Below are 21,217 nucleotides of genomic sequence, written 5' to 3'. Positions count from 1 at the left end.
TCTGTTCAAAGATAACATTTGATAATCAATGAACTGAAAAAAGGAGTTTTGCTGAAAAATTGACACAAAAAAGCACAAAAAACCTGTCGGAGCCGGAAAAAACCGATGGGGATGGAGTTGCCGCACTCAAGGCTCAATTACTGGCAAACTTCCCAAGGGATTAAGTAGGGCAAATAAACTTGTTGCAAATGTTGTGAAAAGTTGTGTATCCATTATTAGTACTGAGAAGAAAGATCGTATAGATAGCCAAATTTTAACCTGAGTTCCGATTTAGGGGCAGATGTTAGTGATCAAAATCAATCCAAGTGACAAATTTAGATAAATAATTTATTTTTCACCAGTTTGTTACTTTTCTGTGATAAAGTTTAGGTGCTTCGATAAAATGGTTTTAACCAATTGAAGTCCCAAAAGCAAAATTTACTTTTAAACCAGCATTTGCCATCCATCAATGTGAACTAAATGAGGCTAGAAAGCTAATGAGTAACACACCATCTACTTCTACTAATCCTCAACCTAATGTAGACCCGAACACCGAGCCTTACACAAATCCTCATCCTGCGCCCGTGCAAGATCCTAATGTCGAGCCTTACACAAATCCCGAACCAGATTTGAATACAGATCCTAATTTAGAACCCTATATTAATCCGCATCCTGAAGAACCAGTAATTGATCCTAACCTCGATCCTTACATAAATCCCGAAGCTGAATAGGAATTGAGCAAAAATTCTTCATAGATTTAAGTGAAGCATCTGGATAATATGCGAATTCTGCTTGTTGAAGATGACACAAATTTAGCCAAGGCACTGACTACCGTTCTAGGTAAACAGAATTATATTTTGGACATTTCAACTGACGGTGAAATGGGTTGGGAAATGATTAATTTCATTTCTTATGATTTAGTATTACTAGATGTAATGCTGCCGAAGTTGGATGGAATTAGTTTGTGTCGTCGCTTGCGAGAACACAATCTCCAAGTTCCAGTAATGCTAATGACTGCACGAGATTCAATGACAGATAAATTAATTGGATTGGATAGTGGTGCAGATGACTACTTGGTGAAACCGTTTGATATCCAAGAGTTACTGGCTAGAATTCGCGTTTTGTCTCGTCGATTGACTGAAGAATCAACAGCTATTCTTTCCTGTGGTAGTATTCGTCTCAATCCACAAATGCGGGAAATTACCTATAATGGGCAAGTTTTACCATTTAGCCGAAAAGAGTATTTATTAATAGAGTTATTTCTCCGCCATCCTTGTCGGGTTTTTAGTCGAAGTGATATTGTCGATCATCTTTGGACGTTGGATAAATTGCCAACTGAAGATACAGTAAAGTCGCATATTCGCCGAATTCGTAATAAGTTAAAGGAGGTGGGAGCAGAAGATTTGATTGAAACACTTTATGGACATGGCTATCGAATTAATCCGAGTTTTATCTATAATTCCCTATCTAGTTCTTCGTTGTTTATAGCTTAAAGTAAAGAATTAAATGAGTCGATCGCCCAAATTTGGCAAAATATTCACGAGGGAGTCTTTAAACACCTAGAGAATCTGGAAGAAATTGTCCTCAATTTACAATCTAAAATCTGTAATTCAAATCAATTACAAGCAGCCCAAAAAAGTACTCATCAATTAGCGGGTACAGTGGCAACTTTTGGTTTTGAAGCAGCTTCTCATATTGCTAAGGCAATCGAAATCCTCTTGCAAAATCAACCAATTTTAATTAACATAGATTCCCTACTTTTGTGATTCCTAGAGAATGGCAAGAGTCAAAAAATCATTTTGTTGATTTGCTAGAACAGCGCGTTGCTTATTCTAATTATCAAAATAGAATTATTACAAAATCAGGGGAAGAACGAATTATTATTTGGAATAATACTGTCCTGCAAGATACTAGGGGAAATGCGATCGGCATTATTGGGATTGGTGAAGATGTTACGGAACAGCATAAATTAGAGCGTCTTAAAAGTGAATTTGTTTCTGTTGTGAGTCATGAACTGCGAACTCCCCTGACTTCTATGCAAGTTGCTTTGAGTTTGCTGGATCAAAAATTGGTCGATCCTACATCAGAAGATGGACAAGGGATGATTCATGTAGCAACGGAAGGTGTCGATCGCTTAGTGCGTTTAGTTAATGATATTCTGGATTTAGAAAGACTCGATTCTGGTAAGGTTTGCATTGAAAAACAGCTTTGTTACCCGGAAAATTTGGTTCAGAGTGCGATCGATCAAATGAAAGATTTAGCCAATCAATCAAATATTAAATTTGCAGTATCTCTGGTATCCTGCGCGATTCAAGCCGATCCCGATCGCCTAATCCAAGTCCTCACAAATCTACTCAGTAATGCAATCCGCTTTTCTCCAGAGCATTCAACTATCGAGATTCATGTAGAGACGTTTCATGAAACGTCTCTACATGATTTGTATCCTACTACATTCCTACAATTTATGGTCAAGGATCGCGGACGTGGCATTCCCAGCGATCGGCTAGAAAGCATTTTTGAACGGTTTCAACAAGTAGATGCTTCTGATTCTCGTAACAAGGGAGGAACGGGATTAACCTGCAAGGTTCCTGTTCCTTAATGGGAGGATTACCCCGACCCCATCCCGACGAAGCGTATTCGATAATTATCATAAATAAAAGCTAAAGATAAATTTGGTTCATAAACCGCATACGCAAAAAGTTCAATACCATTTTGTCGTCGCTTCCCTTTTTATATTTATAAACCACCCACACATCTGTTACTGTAATCAGGAAAATGTATTCAAAAATACATTGATTTTGGGATTTGAGCCAATACAGACTCGATCTTCTGTGGCGATCGCAAAACTTTTCGGTCTACTGAAAGTTGGCTAGCCTGACCTCTGGAGTTGAGACTATCGCACTACGGTGCGATAGTTTCAACTCCAGGTAACACTCTTAATCTAGAGGCTACAACAAGCTACTCAAACAAACACAAAATTAGAAGTACTTAAAGCACTTGCCTGGATATTCTTTAACAAAGCTAGGTTATTACCCAAAGCACTAATCCGAGTATCATCCCCAGTTTGTACTAAGGAAATATCTGCAAAGCTATTAACTCCTGAAAGTCCACCAATTCCAATTAAATCAACACCAATTTCCAAATCAATAATGACATTTTCGGAAGTGGGAACACTGGCATTAGCAATCCAAAATTGATCGACACCACTACCACCAATTAAAGTATTATTGCCACTACCAGCAAACATGACATCATCGCCATTACCAGCAAATAAATAATCATTACTGCCAGCAAATAAAGAATCTGCACCATTGCCACCGTACAATCTGTTATTACCAGAACCTACAGAAGCATCAAGAATATCATCGCCAGCTTCACCAAACAATCGGTCATTAGTGCTAGCGTACAATTCATCATTTCCACTACCTCCATAAAGGCTATTTCCACCTGTGCTAGTCGAAGCATCAACAATGTCGTTACCATCACCAGCAAACACAATAACTGGCGCATTAAAAATGTCTAATACATCATTATTTGGTGTACCAAAAATAGGTGCATTTGGTGGAGTAAAGTCAACCTGTTGATTGCCAAAATTCACATTTTCTACCACTAAACCTGGGCCGGATTCTACGGTGTGAGAACCAGGTAAAGGATTACCTTCACTATCGGTTAGTGAGAAATTATCTACTAGGACGGCAGAATTTACGCCGCTATCTGCTACATCCATCACCCCAACTCCAATGGTATAAGTTCCTGGATTGGTGAAGGTGTAAGAGAACGTACCAAATCCCGTTTCTTTGGGGAAAATAGTTGAAGAAGGTGTGAAAGAATTGTTGGTATTAGCTAATGTGCTGATGGTATCAGTTGTGGTGTCGGAACTTATTGCCACAAAGCTAAAATCATTGTAAAAACTCGGTGTTCCTTCTGAAGTCAAGAAGTTCCAATCAAAAGTTAATTTGGCACCAGCAGTTACGGTAACTGTGCGTTGAATAACAGAACCTTCTGTAGCGTTACCATTGCCTAAAGCATCTAAACTACCAGAACTTAAATTCAACGAAGTTTCTAAATTCGTATCGCTCACTGAACCTACGCCATTGGTTAACAATGCTTGATAAGTACCTTCTTTTGGGCCAGAATTAAAGGCAGATGTTTCAATTTTTTTGTTGCCTAACGTTTGCCAATTTTTGAAATCTCCGGTTTCAAAACCAGGATTAGATAAAGCTGTGGGAGAAGTTTGTATCCAACCGGGTTTTAATACTTCAGTAACGGCGTAAGTTCCGGCAGCTAAATTGGTAAATTCGTATTTGCCTTGTGCATTGGTAACAGTGGAGATTTCACCTGCATCTAACTCACCATTTTGATTGTTATCTAAGAAGATTGTCCAACCAGATAATTTAGCTTCAGAAGCATCTAACTCGCCATCTCCATCAGCATCATTCCACTTAACACCACTAATTTTTCCTGGCAATACTTGGTTGCCAAAATTATTATTAGATGCAATTTCACCTGCGGCTAAATTTACAGAGTGAGTTCCGTTTCCATCTGGGAAAGTTTGCTGCCATCCTGATTGTTGAACTTCGCCAACAGTGTAAGTATTGGGTTGCAAGTTGGTGAATGTATAATTGCCGTTAGAATCGGTTTGAGTTGATGTTTCTGCGGTAGTAATATTCAATGACCAGTTGTTTAGTGTACCAACATCCCCCAATTCATCATCGGTAATTTTTAATTGCCAAGTCCCATTGGCATTTTCTCCGTCTAAAGCTGATAGTAATCCTTCTGGTTTGAATGTACCGCTAAAGGGTGCAACTCCAGCAGTAATTGATGTAGTTGCTTCATCATCTAAAGTGGTATTGTTGAAGTTGTCGCTACTACCACCGACATCGGTAAATAGTTCAATTTCTGTTCCTGATGGACTGATGAGGAATAGGTCTAAGTCAGCGTTCCAAGTGTGGTTAATATTTAAGGTGACGTTGACATCTGCGATCGCATTACTTAAACCACTAACATTCAATTGCGAAATTACAGGAGTATAATCAGGAATTGATTTAGGAACATCGGAAGAACTCACATTAGTAATATCTTGATCGAATGTTCCATTGTTATTTTGATCGAGATAAACTGTCCATCCTTCTAAACCAGGTTCACCAGCATCCTGTATGCCATCACCATCAATATCGTTCCATTTTTTACCTTGAATTAGACCAACGCTGAGGTCACGGTTGCCGAAATCAACATTCTGAACAATTTGATTGGAAGCGACGCTAAATGTGTGAGTACCATTTCCACTGGGAAAGGTTTGTCCCCATCCTGGTTTTTGTTTTTCGGCAATAGTATAAGTACCGGGTTGCAAACCAGAGAAGGTATAGTTGCCATTAGCATCGGTTTGAGTTGATGCTTCTGGTGCGGTAATTTCCAACGACCAATTGTTGAGAGTACCAACATCCCCCAATTCATCATCGGTAATTTTTAATTTCCAAGTGCCGTTGGGATCTTGTCCATCTAAAGCTGATAGTAATCCTTCTGGTCGAAAGGTACCAGTAAAAGGTGCAAAACCAGCAGTAATTGATGTAGCAGCTTCATCATCTAAGATTGTATTAATGAAGTTATCTCCATTGCTACCAACATCGGTGAATAATTGAATTTCTGTTCCTGATGGACTGACGAGAAATACGTCTAAGTCAGTATCCCAAGTGTGGTTAATATTCAATTTGACGTTGACATCTTCGATCGCTTTTCCTAAACCAGTAACAACTAAGTTAGAGGTAACAGTTTGATTGTCAACGATGTTTTTTGGAATGTCATTAGATGCAATTGTACTGATTTGAGAATCAAGAACACCATTGTTGTTTTGATCTAAAAAGATTGTCCAATTTGCAAGTCCGGGTTCGTTGGCATCTTTGATACCATCAGCGTCTTGATCGTTCCATTTAGTACCAGTAATACCACCTGTGTTGACTTCTGCGATCGCACGGAAAGCATTCAGTCGTCCACCTGTAAACGTTTTGCCATCTAAAGCAGCGATCGGATCTACCGAGTTCAAAATCCGATTTTTTACCTGTGTAGCAGACATTCCGGGAAATTGTGACCACAGGAGACTAGCAACACCTGAAACATGGGGAGTTGCCATTGAAGTTCCGCTGTAAGTGCTGTAAGTGTTTCCCGGAGTAGTGCTGTAAATAGCCGATCCAGGCGCAGCTAAGTCTACTGATGTTTGTCCAAAATTAGAAAAACCGGATAATTGATCGTTATGGTCGGTGGAAGCAACCGCAATGATATTATCTAAGTCGTAGCTAGAAGGATAATGAGGGTTTGCGTCGTTGTCGTTGCTATCATTTCCAGCGGCGGCGATGAATAATTGTCCAGCTACACCAGCAGCGGCGATCGCATCATACAATGCTTGGGAATAACCACCACCACCCCAACTATTATTAGTTAATTGAACTCCCATCATTGTGGAGTATTCAACTGCTTGAATTGCGCCAAAAGTGGTGCCACTACCTGTAGCATCGAGGAACTTTAGTCCCATAATTTTGGCTGACCAATTAACACCTGAAACGCCAGTTCCGTTATTTCCACTAGCAGCTATTGTTCCCGCAACGTGCGTTCCATGACCATCATCATCAAAAGGGTCGCCGTCATTATTTACAAAGTCATAACCGTGAATATCATCAACAAATCCATTGCCATCATTGTCGATGCCATCTCCAGCGATTTCTCCGGGATTTGTCCAAATATTATCTACTAAATCTGGATGATTGTAATCAACTCCAGTATCAATTACTCCAACTAAAACATCAGAACCAGTTGTTAAATCCCAAGCTTCTGCTGCATCGATATCTGCATCTGCGGTTCCGCCTGTTTGTCCAGTATTATTTAATCCCCAAAGTTGATTAAAACTGGGGTCATTAGGGATAGTTTTATCAAGGGAAACAATGTAGTTAGGTTCAATGTATTCCACTATAGAACTGTTGCGATATGTGGCGATCGCATTTTCTACACTAGTAGCTTTGATATCCCAAAGTTCGACACCTGAAGTTTCTGTCTTTTTTACGACTTCAGCTTGCAAACTTTGTTTAAGAGCGTTAATTGCGTTGCTAGAAACTCCTGTTTTAAACTTAACGATCAGTTGTTGGTCTACGTACTCAGGACGTTGCATTAAACTTGGTTCACCTGAGTTTCGCAGATGATCATCTTGGCGTTGATTGGTTTCTTTGGACAGACCTAATTGTTGGTTATCTAACATCTGGGAAGTTTCCAAATCTTTAGCCATAATTCCTGCTCCTTCCTTCTTCTTCATAATTAAATCCGTTAGATTCTGATTCTCAGAAGCGTAAGTAAATTTTTACTACCAAGGTAATAACCTTAGTAACTTCGATTCTGCTGAATCAAAATCTTCTATTAACTCAAGTTGCTACTTATTAATTTTCGGTAATTTTGTGGGTTGTAGGGTGCGTAACTAGGCGGAAATTTCTGGTGATTTACCAGGCATTTTGGTGTCTGACACACCTTACGCGATATAACTAGCAACTTGCGTTATTAAACTATGGTTGGTGCAACTCCTGAAGTGAATTCTTAAATCTAAATCAACAGAAATTAGTTCGGTTGCTAAGCCGAATAACTGTTATTAGTGGCTCGATCGCAGATGAAAAGTGTAAGTTACATCTGCCTGAAAAACAGCTAAGAGCCTTCACTCGACCCTATATAGTTCTGAGCAGCTGTTAGCTATGCAACTAAATAGAAAAAAATTTTTTATCTATACTCGGCGCGGTCACAAACTGTTGTTTTTGATTTGTAGGGGCGTTCGCGTAGCGTGCCGTAGGCATCAGCATTCCGGTACATATATTTGGCGATAACCAACAAATTATTGCCGGAATGCTTAGCCCTACTGGGTTAAAAAAAGCTCGCTCTATGACCGTGAACAGTATAAAGCAAGTTGCTAGTTATTAATTTTCCGAAATTTTTCAGGCTGTAGGGTGCTCAGAATAGTAAAATTTTGGAGATCGTCACTAATTTTGGGTCTAGTTGAGCACCCTACTCAATAGACTTCTCCTTTCAAAGATTGTAGAGACGTTGTATACAACGTCTCTACAAAGGTTCCAAGTAATGTACCTTTAATTTCTGGAGATGTCTAATATAACTAACAACTTGAGTTATCTACTTCCTCCGGGTACACAAGAGCGGGGTGAGTTCGTTGGACAGTTATCATAATTGAATTGATAGACTACAGGGAATTTATCTCTACTCCTAGTCACATTCTCAGGAGAAGTTAACTGAGGAATTGCTTGTGCTGACTGGTTAGGAGCGAAAACAGTTAAACCGATCGCCATACAGGTAGTAGTAAAATAAATTGTCTTAAACATTAGGCTTCTCTCCCATTTCTCCAACAAAAAAATTTGTTCAGCGTCTTTCAGGGAACCTACTTATTCCAGCCGCTACGTTAAAAAGCTGTAAGTCTTGTAAAATAAGGAACAAACAGTCCAAACGCTTAGATAACATAAGCTTAAGCGGTTCGCCAAGTGAAACTGAGGATGATCTCATGGGGACGATCGGCAATTTCTGGAAATATGGGAAAATCTGGAAAGCCAACCAGAGAAATGTTTTTATAAGCGAGAACCTTAAAAATAGCGGCTCATCTACAACAATATGCCGATCATCCGCACTTAGGAGTTAGGCGTGGTAAATCTTTCCTCAATTGGCGATCGGAAAAAGCGCAATGAAAAGCAGTGTCGGTTAACTTCCGAAGGACAAAAACTTTTGGAGGAAGAAATCTCTCGACGAGAAATTAGTGCCAAAAAGTTAGCAGAAGACGCGGGAATTAGTCGCGATACAGTAGCTAAAATTAGACAAGCTAAAGACCCTGCTACCCTCAGTAATATCCATAAATTATTCAGTAGCCTCAACCTCGATCTAGAGGAAAACCACTATGAATCTGCTGTTATAGAAAGTAGTCGTAAGCCGAAACAGCAAAAACTCAAATACCCAGAATTAGTCAATATTTTAACCAGCGATGAAGTTTTTCCACTGGAAAGACTGATTGCTGCTTATCATGCTTGTCTTCCGCCTGGATGGACTCGTCCTGCTGTTACTGAATTACTGGAAATTTTGGTAGATTTACAAGACATCCCGCCTGGTGAAATTGGCTATGAAACTATCTTTCAGTTTGTGGCTCGATTGATAGTAGATCCAGATATTCCCTCATCAATGCAGCAAAGTCTTGAAGCTTGGCTTAATTCCAAAGTTCCTGACATTCAACAACTTTTAGATCGAATTAACCCTCAGCCAAAGTCTGAAAGTTTTTACTTGATGATTTGGTTAAAAACAGCGCCTCAAGAAATAAATCATTACTTTGTCCGAGCTTGGTTTGCATCTGGGACATCTGGACAAACGGGTATAAATTGGGAGAAAGAGCCGCTTTTACTGCCAAAATTAGAAAATTCGACGTTTACATTAACTGAAATTTCTGATGAAGTTTTGCCATCGTTACTCATAGAATGTGGTGGAAATCGTTGCGCTCAAAGCGATTTAACAATTGAATTATTTTTACCTCACAACCTGTTTAACCATGAAGTAGATCAATGGCTAATTAAAGAATCACTAGAATTGCCGATCGGAGTAGAATACAGAGTAGTTGTTCGTTCCGAAGAACGTCTTTCTTTACCTTATCTTCGGAAACGTAAAGAATGGGAAAAGAAGTGGCTTCAACTTAATAAATTAAGTTGCTCACCTTGCACCGAATTATTTATATCTGGAGATTGTCACTGGAGAGAGCTATATGTAAGATTGACAGACAAAAATAGCGAAAACATTTTGGGATGTCAGATGACTGCTGTACCTAACCTATCTGTCCAAGGTAATGTATTTAATGCAATTCTGCAATCGGCAGCACCTGTTGCAGTATGGTTGAGACAGAATTTAGAAATTGATTGTCAAAATGCCTTAAATCAAGTACTTAATTGCAAAATTGCCGAACTGCAAAATTCAGTGCAAAACTGTCGTACAGAAGCGTTTATATCTAACGGTGAACCTCATATTGGCGCACATTTAGCGTTACTTTGGGAAGATCCGCACCGTTTACCGCCTGATGTTACACCACTATTAATGCCATAAAATTCTATCTTATGAATGACTGGAAAATTTTTAAAGGAACTAAAGAACCTCACGACGATATTGACAGTTTACCTGCTGCTCCAAGTTGGCGAAAATTTGACCAAAAACAGGATCGGGGAGCAACTTTTCAGGCGCGGAAAGAGGCGATCGATCTAGTAAATGCAGCTTTATATTTACGGCGACCTTTGCTAGTAACTGGAAAACCCGGGACAGGAAAAACATCCCTTGCTTACGCAGTTGCTCATGAGTTGAAATTAGGAGAAGTTCTTACTTGGTCAATTACTACTCGCACTACTTTGAAAGATGGATTATATAGTTACGATGCGATCGGTCGATTACAAGAACAAGGCAAAGACAATTTAGAAAATATTGGTAAGTATATCCGTTTGGGGCCATTAGGTACAGCATTACTACCTTCAACTCGACCAAGAGCATTACTAATTGATGAAATTGACAAAAGTGATATTGACTTACCAAACGACTTACTTCATATTTTTGAAGAAGGAGAGTTTCTGATTCCAGAACTTCAGCGAGTTGCTCAAAATTACCCTCAAATTACAGTTAGTACTGCTTATTCTGATGATGCAACTTTTGAAATTCAGCAAGGGAGAATTCGCTGTACTTCTTTTCCTTTTGTGGTTTTAACTAGCAACGGGGAACGGGATTTTCCTCCGCCTTTCTTGCGGCGCTGTTTGCGTTTGAATATGCCAGAACCAGATCGATCGGCATTAGAAAAAATTGTCACTGCACATTTAGGTAAAGAAGTATCTGAGCAAGCTAAAGTTCTGATTAAAGAGTTTCTTTCTAAACGAGAAGATCCTAATCGTCAAGGCGACTTGGCAACTGACCAATTGCTTAATGCTATTTATTTAGTAACCCAAGAACGAGTACCTATAGGCACAGAACGGGAAGATTTAGTAAAGTATCTATTTAAGTATTTAACCAGTGCGGAGGATGGATAAAAATGTCTAAAAATTCCTCTACAAGTATTGGCGAATTTTCCGGTTGGTTAAAACAAGCCAAACTGGATATTGATGCGATCGACATTGCAGACATACTGTGGTTAGCAGTACAACTTAGTAAGGTTTCACCTGCGTCCACTTCCACACCTGAATCAACAGAAGTAACCCCTCAAAATGATCGTTATCCACCTATTCAAACCATTTCTTCAATTATACCTTATACCAATCTTTCAACTTATCAACCAACAGTTTCGGCTTACACTTCTTGGCCTGAGAAAAGTTCTGAAGATGCAGATTATTTTCCGGTGCGATCGTTTCGTGCACCGACTGCGGAAGCTTTACCAAATAAATTGGAACTGGCGCGATCGCTACGTCCTTTAAGACGAAAAGTACTATCTCAAACTGATAAAATTATTGATGAAGAAGCAACAGCGATTGAAATTGCCCAAGCTATTCAAATTACTCAAGAAAATGTTTGGGCTCCAGTATTAAAACCTGCGCCTGAACGTTGGTTAGAATTAGCAATTGTTATTGAAAAAAATGACTCTTTTCCGATTTGGCAACAAACTATTCGAGAATTTCAGCAATTAATCGAACAGCATGGTACTTTTCGGAATGTTCGTTCTTGGCATTTACAAGCAGATAATACGGGAAAATTACAACTTTTTGCGGGAGAACGGACAACTAGCGAACAACGTCCGCGCAGTTTTAAAGAGTTGCTAGATCCATCGGGAAGGCGATTAATTTTAGTAGTGAGTGATTGCGTTTCTTCGACTTGGCGATCGCACCCACAAAAACAAACAAACCATATAAAAAGTATCCTAGATTTATGGGCTAAAAATAGCCCTTTAACACTTCTACAACTGTTACCTCAACACCTTTGGAGTCGGAGTGCATTAGGAGCGGGAATATTTGTTAATATGCGATCGCAAGCTCCAGCTATTCCTAATTCACAGTTAGAAACCGGGGAAATACCTAGTTGGTTAGAGATCGATCGTCAAACTCAACTTACCTTACCAATTGTTACTCTAGAACCAAAACCTCTCAAACAGTGGGCGAAAGTAATTGCAGGTAGCGGACAAACGCAAACTGTTGGCGTAATTTTGGACGATCCGCTATTAGAAATTCAAGCAGAAATGGCAGCGGAAACTCTGCAAACTTCAGTTACAGCCCAAACGCGAGTTAAACATTTTTGGGCAACGGCATCATTAACAGCACGTCGGTTAGCTGGTTTAATGGCAGCAGCCCCTGTTAGCTTACCTGTAGTTTATATGATTCAGCGTCAAATGTTGCCAGAATCAAGTCCAGTACATTTGGCAGAAGTATTTATGAGTGGGTTATTGCGTGCAGTAGAATCAAATAATGCTACTAATAAAACTTATGATTTTGTTGAGGGAGTGCGAGAATGTTTAATTGACGCAACTCCGATTTCTGAAACTGAAACAGTGTTAGAACAATTAACTGAATTCGTAGCTGAAAAAACAGGTTTAGCACTGCACGATTTTACAGCATTTTTGGCTGCTGATTCTGCTTGGGATGAATCGATTCGAGGGGAAATAATTCCTTTTGCACGCATCACTCGTGAAGTATTGCAAAGGTTAGGAGGTGAGTATGCTCAACTCGTTGAATCTGCTTCTCAAAAACAAGTTATCTCTGAGCCAGTATCGCCAGCTGAGGTAACAAATTGGCTGGCTGAATTTCCCCCACTACAAAAGTTTAATTTTGAAGTTGCAACTATCACTTTTATAGATGATTCCATAGATCCCCAAACTTTTGATTTTGAAGTAGTATTTATAGAATTTAATCAAGCTGCAACCTTATCCAATAATATTTTAGAAATAGTTGATGAAGCAGTAGTCAATGAAATAGCAGAACACTTAATTGATATTGAACAGCAAGTGTTAAATGGAGCCTTAGAAAATTTGACTTATGAGCAAATTTATAACCTAGTTACAGAATCAGCAAATTATTCAGAATCTCAGGAAAATCTAAAGGATCGTGTTAGTGAAGAACTCTGGCAAATTTTAAAGGAAATAGTTGGTGAAAAAGTCAATAAATCAGATGCTAAAAACATCATCAATCAATGGGCTACTCGTTCTCGACTAACTATACGCAGTTATCCTCAAAAAGCTACAGGCTTTATTGAAAGGTTAAGTAAGGATATTCAAATAGAAATGATGTTAATTCCTGGTGGCAGCTTTATAATGGGTTCTCCACCAGAGGAATTGAAACGTCAAGATGATGAAAGTCCCCAGCATAAAGTAACACTACAACCATTTTTTATGGCTAAATATACTGTTACCCAAGCACAGTGGCAATTTGTAGCTCAGTTACCCCAGGTGAATCGGGAGTTAGATCCAGATCCATCTCATTTTAAAGGCACAAATCGCCCAGTAGAGCGGATATCTTGGTTAGATGCGGTGGAATTTTGCGATCGCCTCTCCCAACACACTAAAAAACCCTACCGCTTACCTAGCGAAGCCGAGTGGGAATATGCTTGCCGTGCTGGAACAACTACTCCGTTTCACTTTGGCGAAACAATTACCACAGATTTTGCTAACTATAATGGCAACTATACTTACGGCGCTGGTTCAAAGGGAGTTACTCGTGGGGAAACAACGCCTGTGGGTAGCTTTGGTGTAGCTAACGCCTTTGGATTGTATGATATGCACGGCAATGTCTGGGAATGGTGTGCCGATCGCTGGCATCCCAATTATCAAGGAGCGCCTAATGATGGCAGTGCTTGGATTAATGAGCGTAATCAGAATGAATTTGATTTTCAAATTTATCGGCTGCTGCGCGGTGGTTCGTGGAACTACTTTCCTGAAAATTGCCGTTCGGCGGTTCGCTACTGCAAGCTTCCGGGCAACAACTTCGACTATCTCGGTTTTCGTGTTGTCTGTGCTGCGGCGTGGACTTAGAGCCTCTTTATACTTTAATCCTCTTACTTATATCTTGCACTCCTGAGCAGAGCCTCTATTCTTCGTTCCCAGGTTGAACAAATGGAACGAGGACAAAGGAGGTTCCACCTCCTTTGAGTGCAAGATCTGAGCTTACCCTTTACCCTTTTTTTTCCTTTTTGCTTGTGCTGTAGGCGGTTAAAATTTTTTGCAAAAATGAGCAAATTACTAATTATATTCATTAACAAGAGAACAGGGAATCGGAAACCGAAGAAAGAAAGTTTTGCCGATCGAGCAGGTAAGCACAAATGCCAAAAATAGTAATTAGCTACTTACAGCATGAAGCAGAATATTTTGTGGAAAAATTGGGTGCTGGAGTTGAACTAGACATGGTGTTGATTCCAGGTGGTAGCTTTATGATGGGTTCTCCAGAATATGAGCTTGGAAGAAGCGACAATGAAAGCCCTCAGCACCTAGTAACTATTAAGCCCTTTTTTATGGGCAAATACCCAATTACCCAAGCGCAATGGAAAGCAGTAGCAGTATTACCTCCAATCAAACAAGAGCTTAACCTAGATCCATCTCACTTTAAAGGTGCTAATCGCCCCGTAGAGCGGATATCTTGGTTAGATGCGGTGGAATTTTGCGATCGGCTTACTGAGAAAACAAAACGAAAATATCGCCTACCCAGCGAAGCTGAGTGGGAATATGCTTGCCGTGCCGAAACAACTACACCGTTTCACTTTGGCGAAACAATTTCCAGAGATTTTGCTAACTATAATGGCAACTATACTTACGGCGCTGGTTCAAAGGGAGTTACTCGTGGGGAAACAACACCCTGCGGTAGTTTTGGAGTAGCTAACGCCTTTGGATTATATGATATGCACGGCAATGTCTGGGAATGGTGTGCCGATCGCTGGCATGATAATTACGAAGGTGCGCCTAATGATGGCAGTGCTTGGATTGATCAGCCGAATCAGAATCAGAATGAATCTCAAATTTATCGGCTGCTGCGCGGTGGTTCGTGGTACGTCAATCCTGAAGTTTGCCGTTCGGCGGTTCGCATCAACCTCGTTCCGGGCTACAACGACTTCAATATCGGTTTTCGAGTTGTCTGTGCAGCGGCGTGGACTTAGAGCTTCTTTATATTTTAATCGTCTTGCCCTTTACCCTTTTTTCTTTTTCCTTTTTCCTTCCGCTGTAGGCGGTTAAAGATTTTTTTCCAAAATCAGCAAAATACCAACTATATTCATCGACAAGGGAACAGGGAATAGTACAGCGAACAAAGAAAATCTCGCTTTGCGAGCAGGTAAGCACAAATGCCAAAAATAGTAATTAGCTACTTACAGCATGAAGCAGAATATTTTGTGGAAGACTTGGGTGCTGGAGTTGAACTAGACATGGTGTTGATTCCAGGTGGTAGCTTTATGATGGGTTCTCCAGAATATGAGCTTGGAAGAAGCGACAATGAAAGCCCTCAGCACCTAGTAACTATTAAGCCCTTTTTTATAGGCAAATACCCAATTACCCAAGCACAGTGGAAAGCAATAGCAGAATTATCTCCAATCAAACAAGAGCTTAATCTAGATCCATCTCACTTTAAAGGTTCTAATCGCCCCGTAGAGCGGATATCTTGGTTAGATGCGGTGGAATTTTGCGATCGACTTACTGAGAAAACAAAACGAAAATATCGTTTACCCAGCGAAGCCGAATGGGAATATGCTTGCCGTGCCGGAACAACTACTCCGTTTCACTTTGGCGAGACGATTACCACAGATTTAGCTAATTACAACGGTACAAATGATAAAATTGGCTCTTATGGTCGAGGCCCAAAAGGAATTTATCGCCAGGAAACAACACCTGTAGGCACTTTTAAAGTTGCTAATGCTTTCGGGCTATTTGATATGCACGGAAATGTCTGGGAGTGGTGTGCTGACCATTGGCATAATAATTACGAAGGCGCACCTGATGATGGCAGTGCTTGGGTAGAAGAACAACAAAATGATCGTGATAATGATTATCATTTTGAGAAAGTGCGACGTGGTAGTTCGTGGTACTCCTATCCTGACTACTGCCGTTCGGCTTGTCGTGTGGGTAATGCGCCAGGACACAAAAGCGGCAATGGTGGTTTTCGAGTTGTCTGTACTGCGGGGTAGACTTAATAGCTTTTATACTTTTTTCTTTACTCTTTCCACTGCAGCTTGATCGCGATCGCACATTCCCGCATTAAGCATATCATCATAATCTCAAAAACCGAAATCCTTATCTACGATCGCGTTCCCAACGATAGATAGCAGTTTGCAAAAGGTCAGTGCGGCTAGAATTTGGGCTGCGTCGTCGTTCGTACTCGATTAATCTTTCTACTAATTGGCGATCGCCTCGGCTTTTTTGCAGCAGTTTTTCATAAAGCCGCCTTTCTCTACCTGAACCTGTGTTTGAATACTCTTGAATTAAGTATTGAACTAAGAAAAAAGTTAACATAAGTGCGAATATCAAATACCGCATCCTAGCTGGGAAGCAGGTTACACAGAAAGCTCCAACTGCGAAAATTACTATTGCAGCTATCAAACGTTTGGGCGAAGGTTTACACATAGTTTTTTTGGTTTCACGAATGTAACTTCAACAGCAAGTTAAGTAAAGCAGTGCAGCTTTGTTAACTAATGATTGATAGTTCTGAAGTGATACCAGCTATGCAAGATTTGGGCTAAACTTTCAGTTTTATCTTTTAAAGATTGCAATATTTCATAAAGCAAGCAAAATATTTTATTTATTGGTAGCACAATTTATAGAAAAAATTGCATTCATTGTTTCTTGTACCTATGGTGATAAGTAAACCTAATTAAATAAAGCGTTTGCTCCATCAAGAATTCCAGTCCCCAGTACCTAGTCCCTAATCCCCCATACCAGGGTTTTTTACCACAAGTAGGAGAGAACCTATTTTGCTTCACCAATTAAAGTAAAAGCTGCCCAATCTCTTGGATCGGGATGTTGTTTCATAGTAGTCAACATTGCTTGACGCAAGGCTTGAGCTTTATCACCATTCTTTTGAAAATTACGATAAAATTCAGTCATTAAAAATGCTGTTGGTGCATCTGGTATAGCCCAAAGGGAGACAATTAAACTGGGAACGCCAGCAGTAATAAAAGAGCGAGATAAACCAACAACACCATCTTCTGTAAGTTGCCCTCTGCCTGTATCACAAGCACTTAGAACAACCAATTCTGCATTTAAAGGTGGTACAGAAAAGTAATTATCAAGCATAAAAAAACCATCAATTAGTTCATTATTAGGTATAGAAGGAGGAGAGGGAACCTGTAAATCACGAAGCGAAATGGTAGAGTTATCTTGCAATGGAGCTAAAGCGATCGCACCAGGCGATTCTCTCCATTTATAAATAGGATCGAGTAAACCGTGAGTTGCTATGTGAATAATTCGGGCTTTAAGCATTAGCGACATAACTACTGGTTCAGTGGCATTTGAACCGATAATTGGTTTGGTATTTAATAGGGATGCGATCGCACGGGCTTCCTGTTCAGCACCAGGTAAAGGTGGTAGCTGTTCTGGTGGTTTTCCATCCGCAGAAACGAGAACAGGCATAGTAGGATTACCAACTACCAAAATATCTTTATTGGTGGATTGTTGAATTTTTTGCCGTCGTTTCTGGGCTAAATCTAAGACTTGAATTGAGGGGGCGGTTAAAATTGTGTGTTTTTCAATTAAATATTTGCCATCTGGATCTTGTAATGCTGGAAAAGGAACAAAAAACAGAGATTTAGTGGGAATAAAAATTACTGGTTTACTAGCATCTGTGGGAAGTAAATCAGCGATCGGTTCAATTAATAATTGATGAAGTTGCTGTAAACGACTTGTTTGTTTAGTTTTTTCCACTTTAGGAACTAATCCTAAACCTCGACCTCGGACACCCATAGATTCACGGCTATCAGAAATTAAATGTGCAAGTAATGAATTATCAGCTTGGTTGTTATTGTGCTGATTTTGGTTTTGATTTTGGGGTAATGGTTTATCCCTAGAAGCAATCTGTTGATGCTGATTAGCTACAATTTTTTTGTGGTAAATATTCGTAAATAAAAATACGCCCCCACCGCCTGCTAATACCAACGCTAGCAATAATGTCTGCCAAATTTTTCGGAAAGATAGGTTTTCCTTACTGGTGTAAGAATAGAAAAATTTCACCTCTTTTTTTGGGAGATTTTTTTCTTTATTTCTGCCTATTTTAGGAAAATTAACCAGACGATTAAGAGGAGCTTTTCGGCTAAATAATAAACGTAAATACAATATAACAATGCCAATAATACTACCAAGACTCAAAATAATTATGGTTATGAATACTGGATGAATTTTTTGGACGTTTACATTCAGTTCTTGCATTAATCCACGCACAAATAACTGAGGATTAGAAGCTAACTGCGCTAACCAAATATTTTGTTGACTAAAAAAGCTAAGATTTACTCTGCGAAATGCTACTTCACCAGTAGGTTTAACAACCCAAATGAATAATTCTGATTCGCTGTTTTGGGTGACATTTTGGCTTTGATTATCCCGATAAACGATCGCGTATTCAACCAATGTTGCTTGACGTTCTTTGGCAATTTTCCGAATTTGGTCGATTTTTGGTGGAGGTGGTGTAGGATGAGCTTTTAATTGCTCGAAGTATTCAGGCGTATATGATAAAAGAGATGATGGACGATTCATTAAATCTACCAACACACGCGCCCGTGACTGTTGCACTAATTCTAAAGCTTCCTCATATTTGCTTTCAGCGATCAAGCTTTGTAAATTATGATTATAGTGCTTAGCAGGTTGGTATTCACCACTCAGATTTAGCTCAGAAATAAACCGATCGATTTGGAATAGCAGATTGTGTGACTCTATATCAGTAAAGTTTTGGTTATTATTATTCCTTGAAAGTGGGTTTTTGAATGAAGGATAAAATATTGTAAATATGTTATCAGAATTTTTTCTGGTTTTGGTTAAAGGGATATTTTGTATATTTTTAACTAAAAAATTTGCCTGAGTTATAATTTTCGATGCTTCCTCGTATCGTTCTGAATTTCTATATGCAGTAGCTATTGTATATAATGCCGAAGCTTTTTGATAGGTATCTTTTTTGGTTTCGGCTATTTGCAGCATTTTAGCGAAAATACTATCTGCTGTTTGAGTTTCTCCAGCTATTGCTTTTTGTGTAGCTACTTTAGCTAACAATTTGAATTTGATTTCATGATAGTCCATAGCATTGACAAGTTGAAATGCGCGATCGATTTCTCCTACTTCCAAATATAAATCTGCTATCATTGGGCGTAAGGCTTTTTCATAGGTAGGATTTTTTGCTATTTGCAGTGTTTGTGATAATAGTCCAAGGTATTCATCTTTTTGTTCTGTGTTTTGTTTTGAATTCCTGATTCGGTTGACATAATTTTCAGCAATTTTACTCAAAGTTCTGTTTGTTATAGAAATTAGTTGTATATTATTAACTATTTCAAGTGCTTGGCTATATTTTTTGAGCATCGATCCAGTGTATCGCTCTTTTGTAAAATCAAGAGCAATTTCAGCTAGTACTTCAGATTTAATATAATTGTTTTTTATTTGATCGACGATTGTGAATATTTCTCCATCTAAGCCCTTTACTGATTTTTTGTTAGTAGTAATGGGCTGTGATAATTCCATTGAAGATTTGGCTGTATTAAAAGCTATTACACCTAAAGTTTTATATTTTATTTCCGAATCCGGGATATTATGAGCAATTATTAGCGATCGATTTTTCAGTTGTTTTACTAATTGTTTTTTAACTTCAGAATTCCCAAAGAATCCAAATGATAAATTGGAAACTTTAAAAGCCATTAAAGCTAAAGTTTTAGACTTAATATCAGGATTCTCGATATTATTAGCAATTGTTAAAGCTTGATCTATCAGATCGCTTACGTCTGCAAATGCCGTTACCCATTTATTTTCATAGAGGTAAATAGATAATTCAATATCTTTGGAAGCATCTACATAACCACAAGCTACTTCACCTAAAATAATGTCTTTACTATGAACATCTTTAACAGCATTAATAACTTGAAAAACTTTGGTTAGTAATTCATTATTTGATTCCGGTTCTGTTTCTATTCCAGCAATCCTGAAATTTTGATTAACTGATCGTTCCCAATTTAGTCTAACTTCAGCATGGGATTGAACAATTTGAGCTAATACTTCGCTTTTAAGAGATATATCTTCTATATTTCGAGCGACTTGAAGCGCTTGGTCGTACTGTTTTAGTGTTGCATATTTATTAGCAATCTTAGCCAATACATTAAATTTATAATCATTAACTTCTATCTTATTGGCAATTTCGAGAGCATTAGTTAGCCTGTTAATACGTTGTTCTGGCTTTTCTTGGAAGTCATATAACTGTGTCCTCATGGATTGAGGTAGCATCTGTAAAATTCGTGCAGGATCTACGTAATTTTCAACGACTCCATATAATGCTATAGATCTTTGATTACGATCTTCGATCGTATTAGTAATTTCAACAATTTGAGTTAGAATTTGAGCAGCTTTTTCTGATTGTTCTAAAGTTGCATATATGCTAGCTATTTTACCTAATATTTTAATCTTTTTTTTGGGTTCTTTTATTCCCTGAGTAACTTGAAAAGATTGATGAAGTAAATTTAAACTTTCGATGTCAAAAGCTTTTTTTAATTTTTGGATTTCTGCTAAGTCTCTTGATAAATTTTCTGAATAATTTAAATTACTGGATAAACTGAGAGGATATTTAAATCGGTGATTTTCTGTAGCGGCTCTATAAAAAGCAGCTAATAAAGTTAAAGAATCAGCTTTATAGCGAGGATTATCTATTGTGTTAGTAACCAAAACACCTTGTTCTAATATTTTATATAATTGTTGAAATTTTTTGCCTCCATAAGAATCATTGCGTGTTGGTCTTTCGATATTTAATAAACTTGTACTAATTAACATTTGGACAATAACACTAGAGGCATATCGATCAGATAACTCTGTTTCCTTAGAGTTAGCAAACTCTTCTCTAAAATTTGGAGTTTTACTACATTTTGGTGATGTGGTAGGATTAGCAGCTAAAGTAGGGAAACTAAAATTAAAATTGCTAAATGTTACCAAAAGTGTAGAAAGCGCTAAGAGTCTAATTTTAAGTTTCATAGTTTTCAATTTGCCTCTAGTATTGGGTAGTATCAGGTATCAGGACTTACGCACTGGCTATAAATGCAATGACATGGTGCGTTACGTTAGCAC

General features: G+C 38.7%; 12 protein-coding genes and 1 pseudogene. 9 read left to right on the top strand and 4 right to left on the bottom strand.

Annotated elements, in window-relative coordinates:
• Positions 1–476: 476 nt before the first annotated feature.
• The 4 genes and pseudogenes from ACE1CC_RS22290 to ACE1CC_RS22275 all read left to right on the top strand — a co-directional run.
• On the top strand, positions 477–710 hold the full coding sequence (locus ACE1CC_RS22290) for a hypothetical protein (RefSeq protein WP_413272631.1): 234 nt from the start codon (positions 477–479) through the stop codon (positions 708–710).
• Between the two features lie 48 nt (positions 711–758).
• Positions 759–1,472 (top strand): response regulator transcription factor, encoded by a 714-nt coding sequence (locus ACE1CC_RS22285; protein WP_413272630.1) that lies wholly within the window; start codon positions 759–761, stop codon positions 1,470–1,472.
• A gap of 21 nt (positions 1,473–1,493) precedes the next feature.
• Positions 1,494–1,745 carry an Hpt domain-containing protein gene (locus ACE1CC_RS22280; RefSeq protein WP_413272660.1) on the top strand — a complete coding sequence of 84 codons (252 nt, stop codon included), beginning with the start codon at positions 1,494–1,496 and terminating at the stop codon, positions 1,743–1,745.
• Positions 1,739–2,554, top strand: a pseudogene (locus ACE1CC_RS22275) (sensor histidine kinase); the annotation flags it as partial. The gene ACE1CC_RS22280 and the pseudogene ACE1CC_RS22275, both read left to right, overlap by 7 nt.
• 387 nt (positions 2,555–2,941) lie before the next feature.
• Here the strand turns inward: ACE1CC_RS22275 and ACE1CC_RS22270 are convergent.
• Both ACE1CC_RS22270 and ACE1CC_RS22265 read right to left on the bottom strand, forming a co-directional pair.
• Positions 2,942–7,249, bottom strand: a complete 4,308-nt coding sequence (locus ACE1CC_RS22270; protein ID WP_413272628.1) for a S8 family serine peptidase — start codon at positions 7,247–7,249, stop codon at positions 2,942–2,944.
• Between the two features lie 880 nt (positions 7,250–8,129).
• The gene (locus ACE1CC_RS22265; RefSeq protein ID WP_413272627.1) at positions 8,130–8,339 is read right to left on the bottom strand and encodes a hypothetical protein; all 210 of its coding nucleotides are present in this window, start codon (positions 8,337–8,339) and stop codon (positions 8,130–8,132) included.
• A 313-nt stretch (positions 8,340–8,652) separates the two neighbouring features.
• Between ACE1CC_RS22265 and ACE1CC_RS22260 the strand changes: the two genes are divergently transcribed.
• From ACE1CC_RS22260 to ACE1CC_RS22240, 5 genes are all read left to right on the top strand, one after another.
• Complete coding sequence (locus ACE1CC_RS22260) at positions 8,653–10,086, top strand: VMAP-C domain-containing protein (RefSeq protein WP_413272626.1); 1,434 nt, start codon at positions 8,653–8,655, stop codon at positions 10,084–10,086.
• An 11-nt stretch (positions 10,087–10,097) separates the two neighbouring features.
• Complete coding sequence (locus ACE1CC_RS22255; RefSeq protein ID WP_413272625.1) at positions 10,098–11,048, top strand: AAA family ATPase; 951 nt, start codon at positions 10,098–10,100, stop codon at positions 11,046–11,048.
• Positions 11,049–11,050: 2 nt separating this feature from the next.
• Entirely contained in the window at positions 11,051–13,969 is a 2,919-nt protein-coding gene (locus ACE1CC_RS22250; RefSeq protein ID WP_413272624.1) for an SAV_2336 N-terminal domain-related protein, read from the top strand.
• Positions 13,970–14,256: 287 nt separating this feature from the next.
• Entirely contained in the window at positions 14,257–15,084 is an 828-nt protein-coding gene (locus tag ACE1CC_RS22245) for a formylglycine-generating enzyme family protein (protein ID WP_413272623.1), read from the top strand.
• 183 nt (positions 15,085–15,267) lie between these two features.
• A complete protein-coding gene (locus ACE1CC_RS22240; protein ID WP_413272622.1) occupies positions 15,268–16,104 on the top strand; it encodes a formylglycine-generating enzyme family protein in 837 nt (278 codons plus the stop codon).
• A gap of 106 nt (positions 16,105–16,210) precedes the next feature.
• On the opposite strand, the gene ACE1CC_RS22235 is transcribed toward ACE1CC_RS22240, so the two are convergent.
• Together ACE1CC_RS22235 and ACE1CC_RS22230 are read right to left on the bottom strand one after the other, a co-directional pair.
• Positions 16,211–16,429: a hypothetical protein gene (locus ACE1CC_RS22235; protein ID WP_413272621.1), complete on the bottom strand. Its 219-nt coding sequence runs from the start codon at positions 16,427–16,429 to the stop codon at positions 16,211–16,213.
• Between the two features lie 453 nt (positions 16,430–16,882).
• The gene (locus ACE1CC_RS22230; RefSeq protein ID WP_413272620.1) at positions 16,883–21,124 is read right to left on the bottom strand and encodes a CHAT domain-containing protein; all 4,242 of its coding nucleotides are present in this window, start codon (positions 21,122–21,124) and stop codon (positions 16,883–16,885) included.
• Between the last annotated feature and the right edge of the window lie 93 nt (positions 21,125–21,217).

Origin of the sequence: Floridaenema aerugineum BLCC-F46, from assembly GCF_041929345.1 — a bacterium.
In the GTDB taxonomy this organism is placed as follows: domain Bacteria; phylum Cyanobacteriota; class Cyanobacteriia; order Cyanobacteriales; family Aerosakkonemataceae; genus Floridanema; species Floridanema aerugineum.
Note: the sequence above shows the minus strand (reverse complement) of the source record. Positions and strands in the feature narration are given on the sequence as shown.

What these genes read in the sequence shown, in the direction of transcription:
- ACE1CC_RS22290 (WP_413272631.1), top strand. Translation starts at nt 477, where the DNA reads ATGAGTAACACACCATCTACTTCTACTAATCCTCAACCTAATGTAGAC.
- ACE1CC_RS22285 (WP_413272630.1), top strand. Translation starts at nt 759, where the DNA reads ATGCGAATTCTGCTTGTTGAAGATGACACAAATTTAGCCAAGGCACTG.
- ACE1CC_RS22270 (WP_413272628.1), bottom strand. Translation starts at nt 7,249, where the DNA reads ATGGCTAAAGATTTGGAAACTTCCCAGATGTTAGATAACCAACAATTA.
- ACE1CC_RS22265 (WP_413272627.1), bottom strand. Translation starts at nt 8,339, where the DNA reads ATGTTTAAGACAATTTATTTTACTACTACCTGTATGGCGATCGGTTTA.
- ACE1CC_RS22255 (WP_413272625.1), top strand. Translation starts at nt 10,098, where the DNA reads ATGAATGACTGGAAAATTTTTAAAGGAACTAAAGAACCTCACGACGAT.
- ACE1CC_RS22250 (WP_413272624.1), top strand. Translation starts at nt 11,051, where the DNA reads ATGTCTAAAAATTCCTCTACAAGTATTGGCGAATTTTCCGGTTGGTTA.
- ACE1CC_RS22245 (WP_413272623.1), top strand. Translation starts at nt 14,257, where the DNA reads ATGCCAAAAATAGTAATTAGCTACTTACAGCATGAAGCAGAATATTTT.
- ACE1CC_RS22240 (WP_413272622.1), top strand. Translation starts at nt 15,268, where the DNA reads ATGCCAAAAATAGTAATTAGCTACTTACAGCATGAAGCAGAATATTTT.
- ACE1CC_RS22235 (WP_413272621.1), bottom strand. Translation starts at nt 16,429, where the DNA reads ATGTTAACTTTTTTCTTAGTTCAATACTTAATTCAAGAGTATTCAAAC.
- ACE1CC_RS22230 (WP_413272620.1), bottom strand. Translation starts at nt 21,124, where the DNA reads ATGAAACTTAAAATTAGACTCTTAGCGCTTTCTACACTTTTGGTAACA.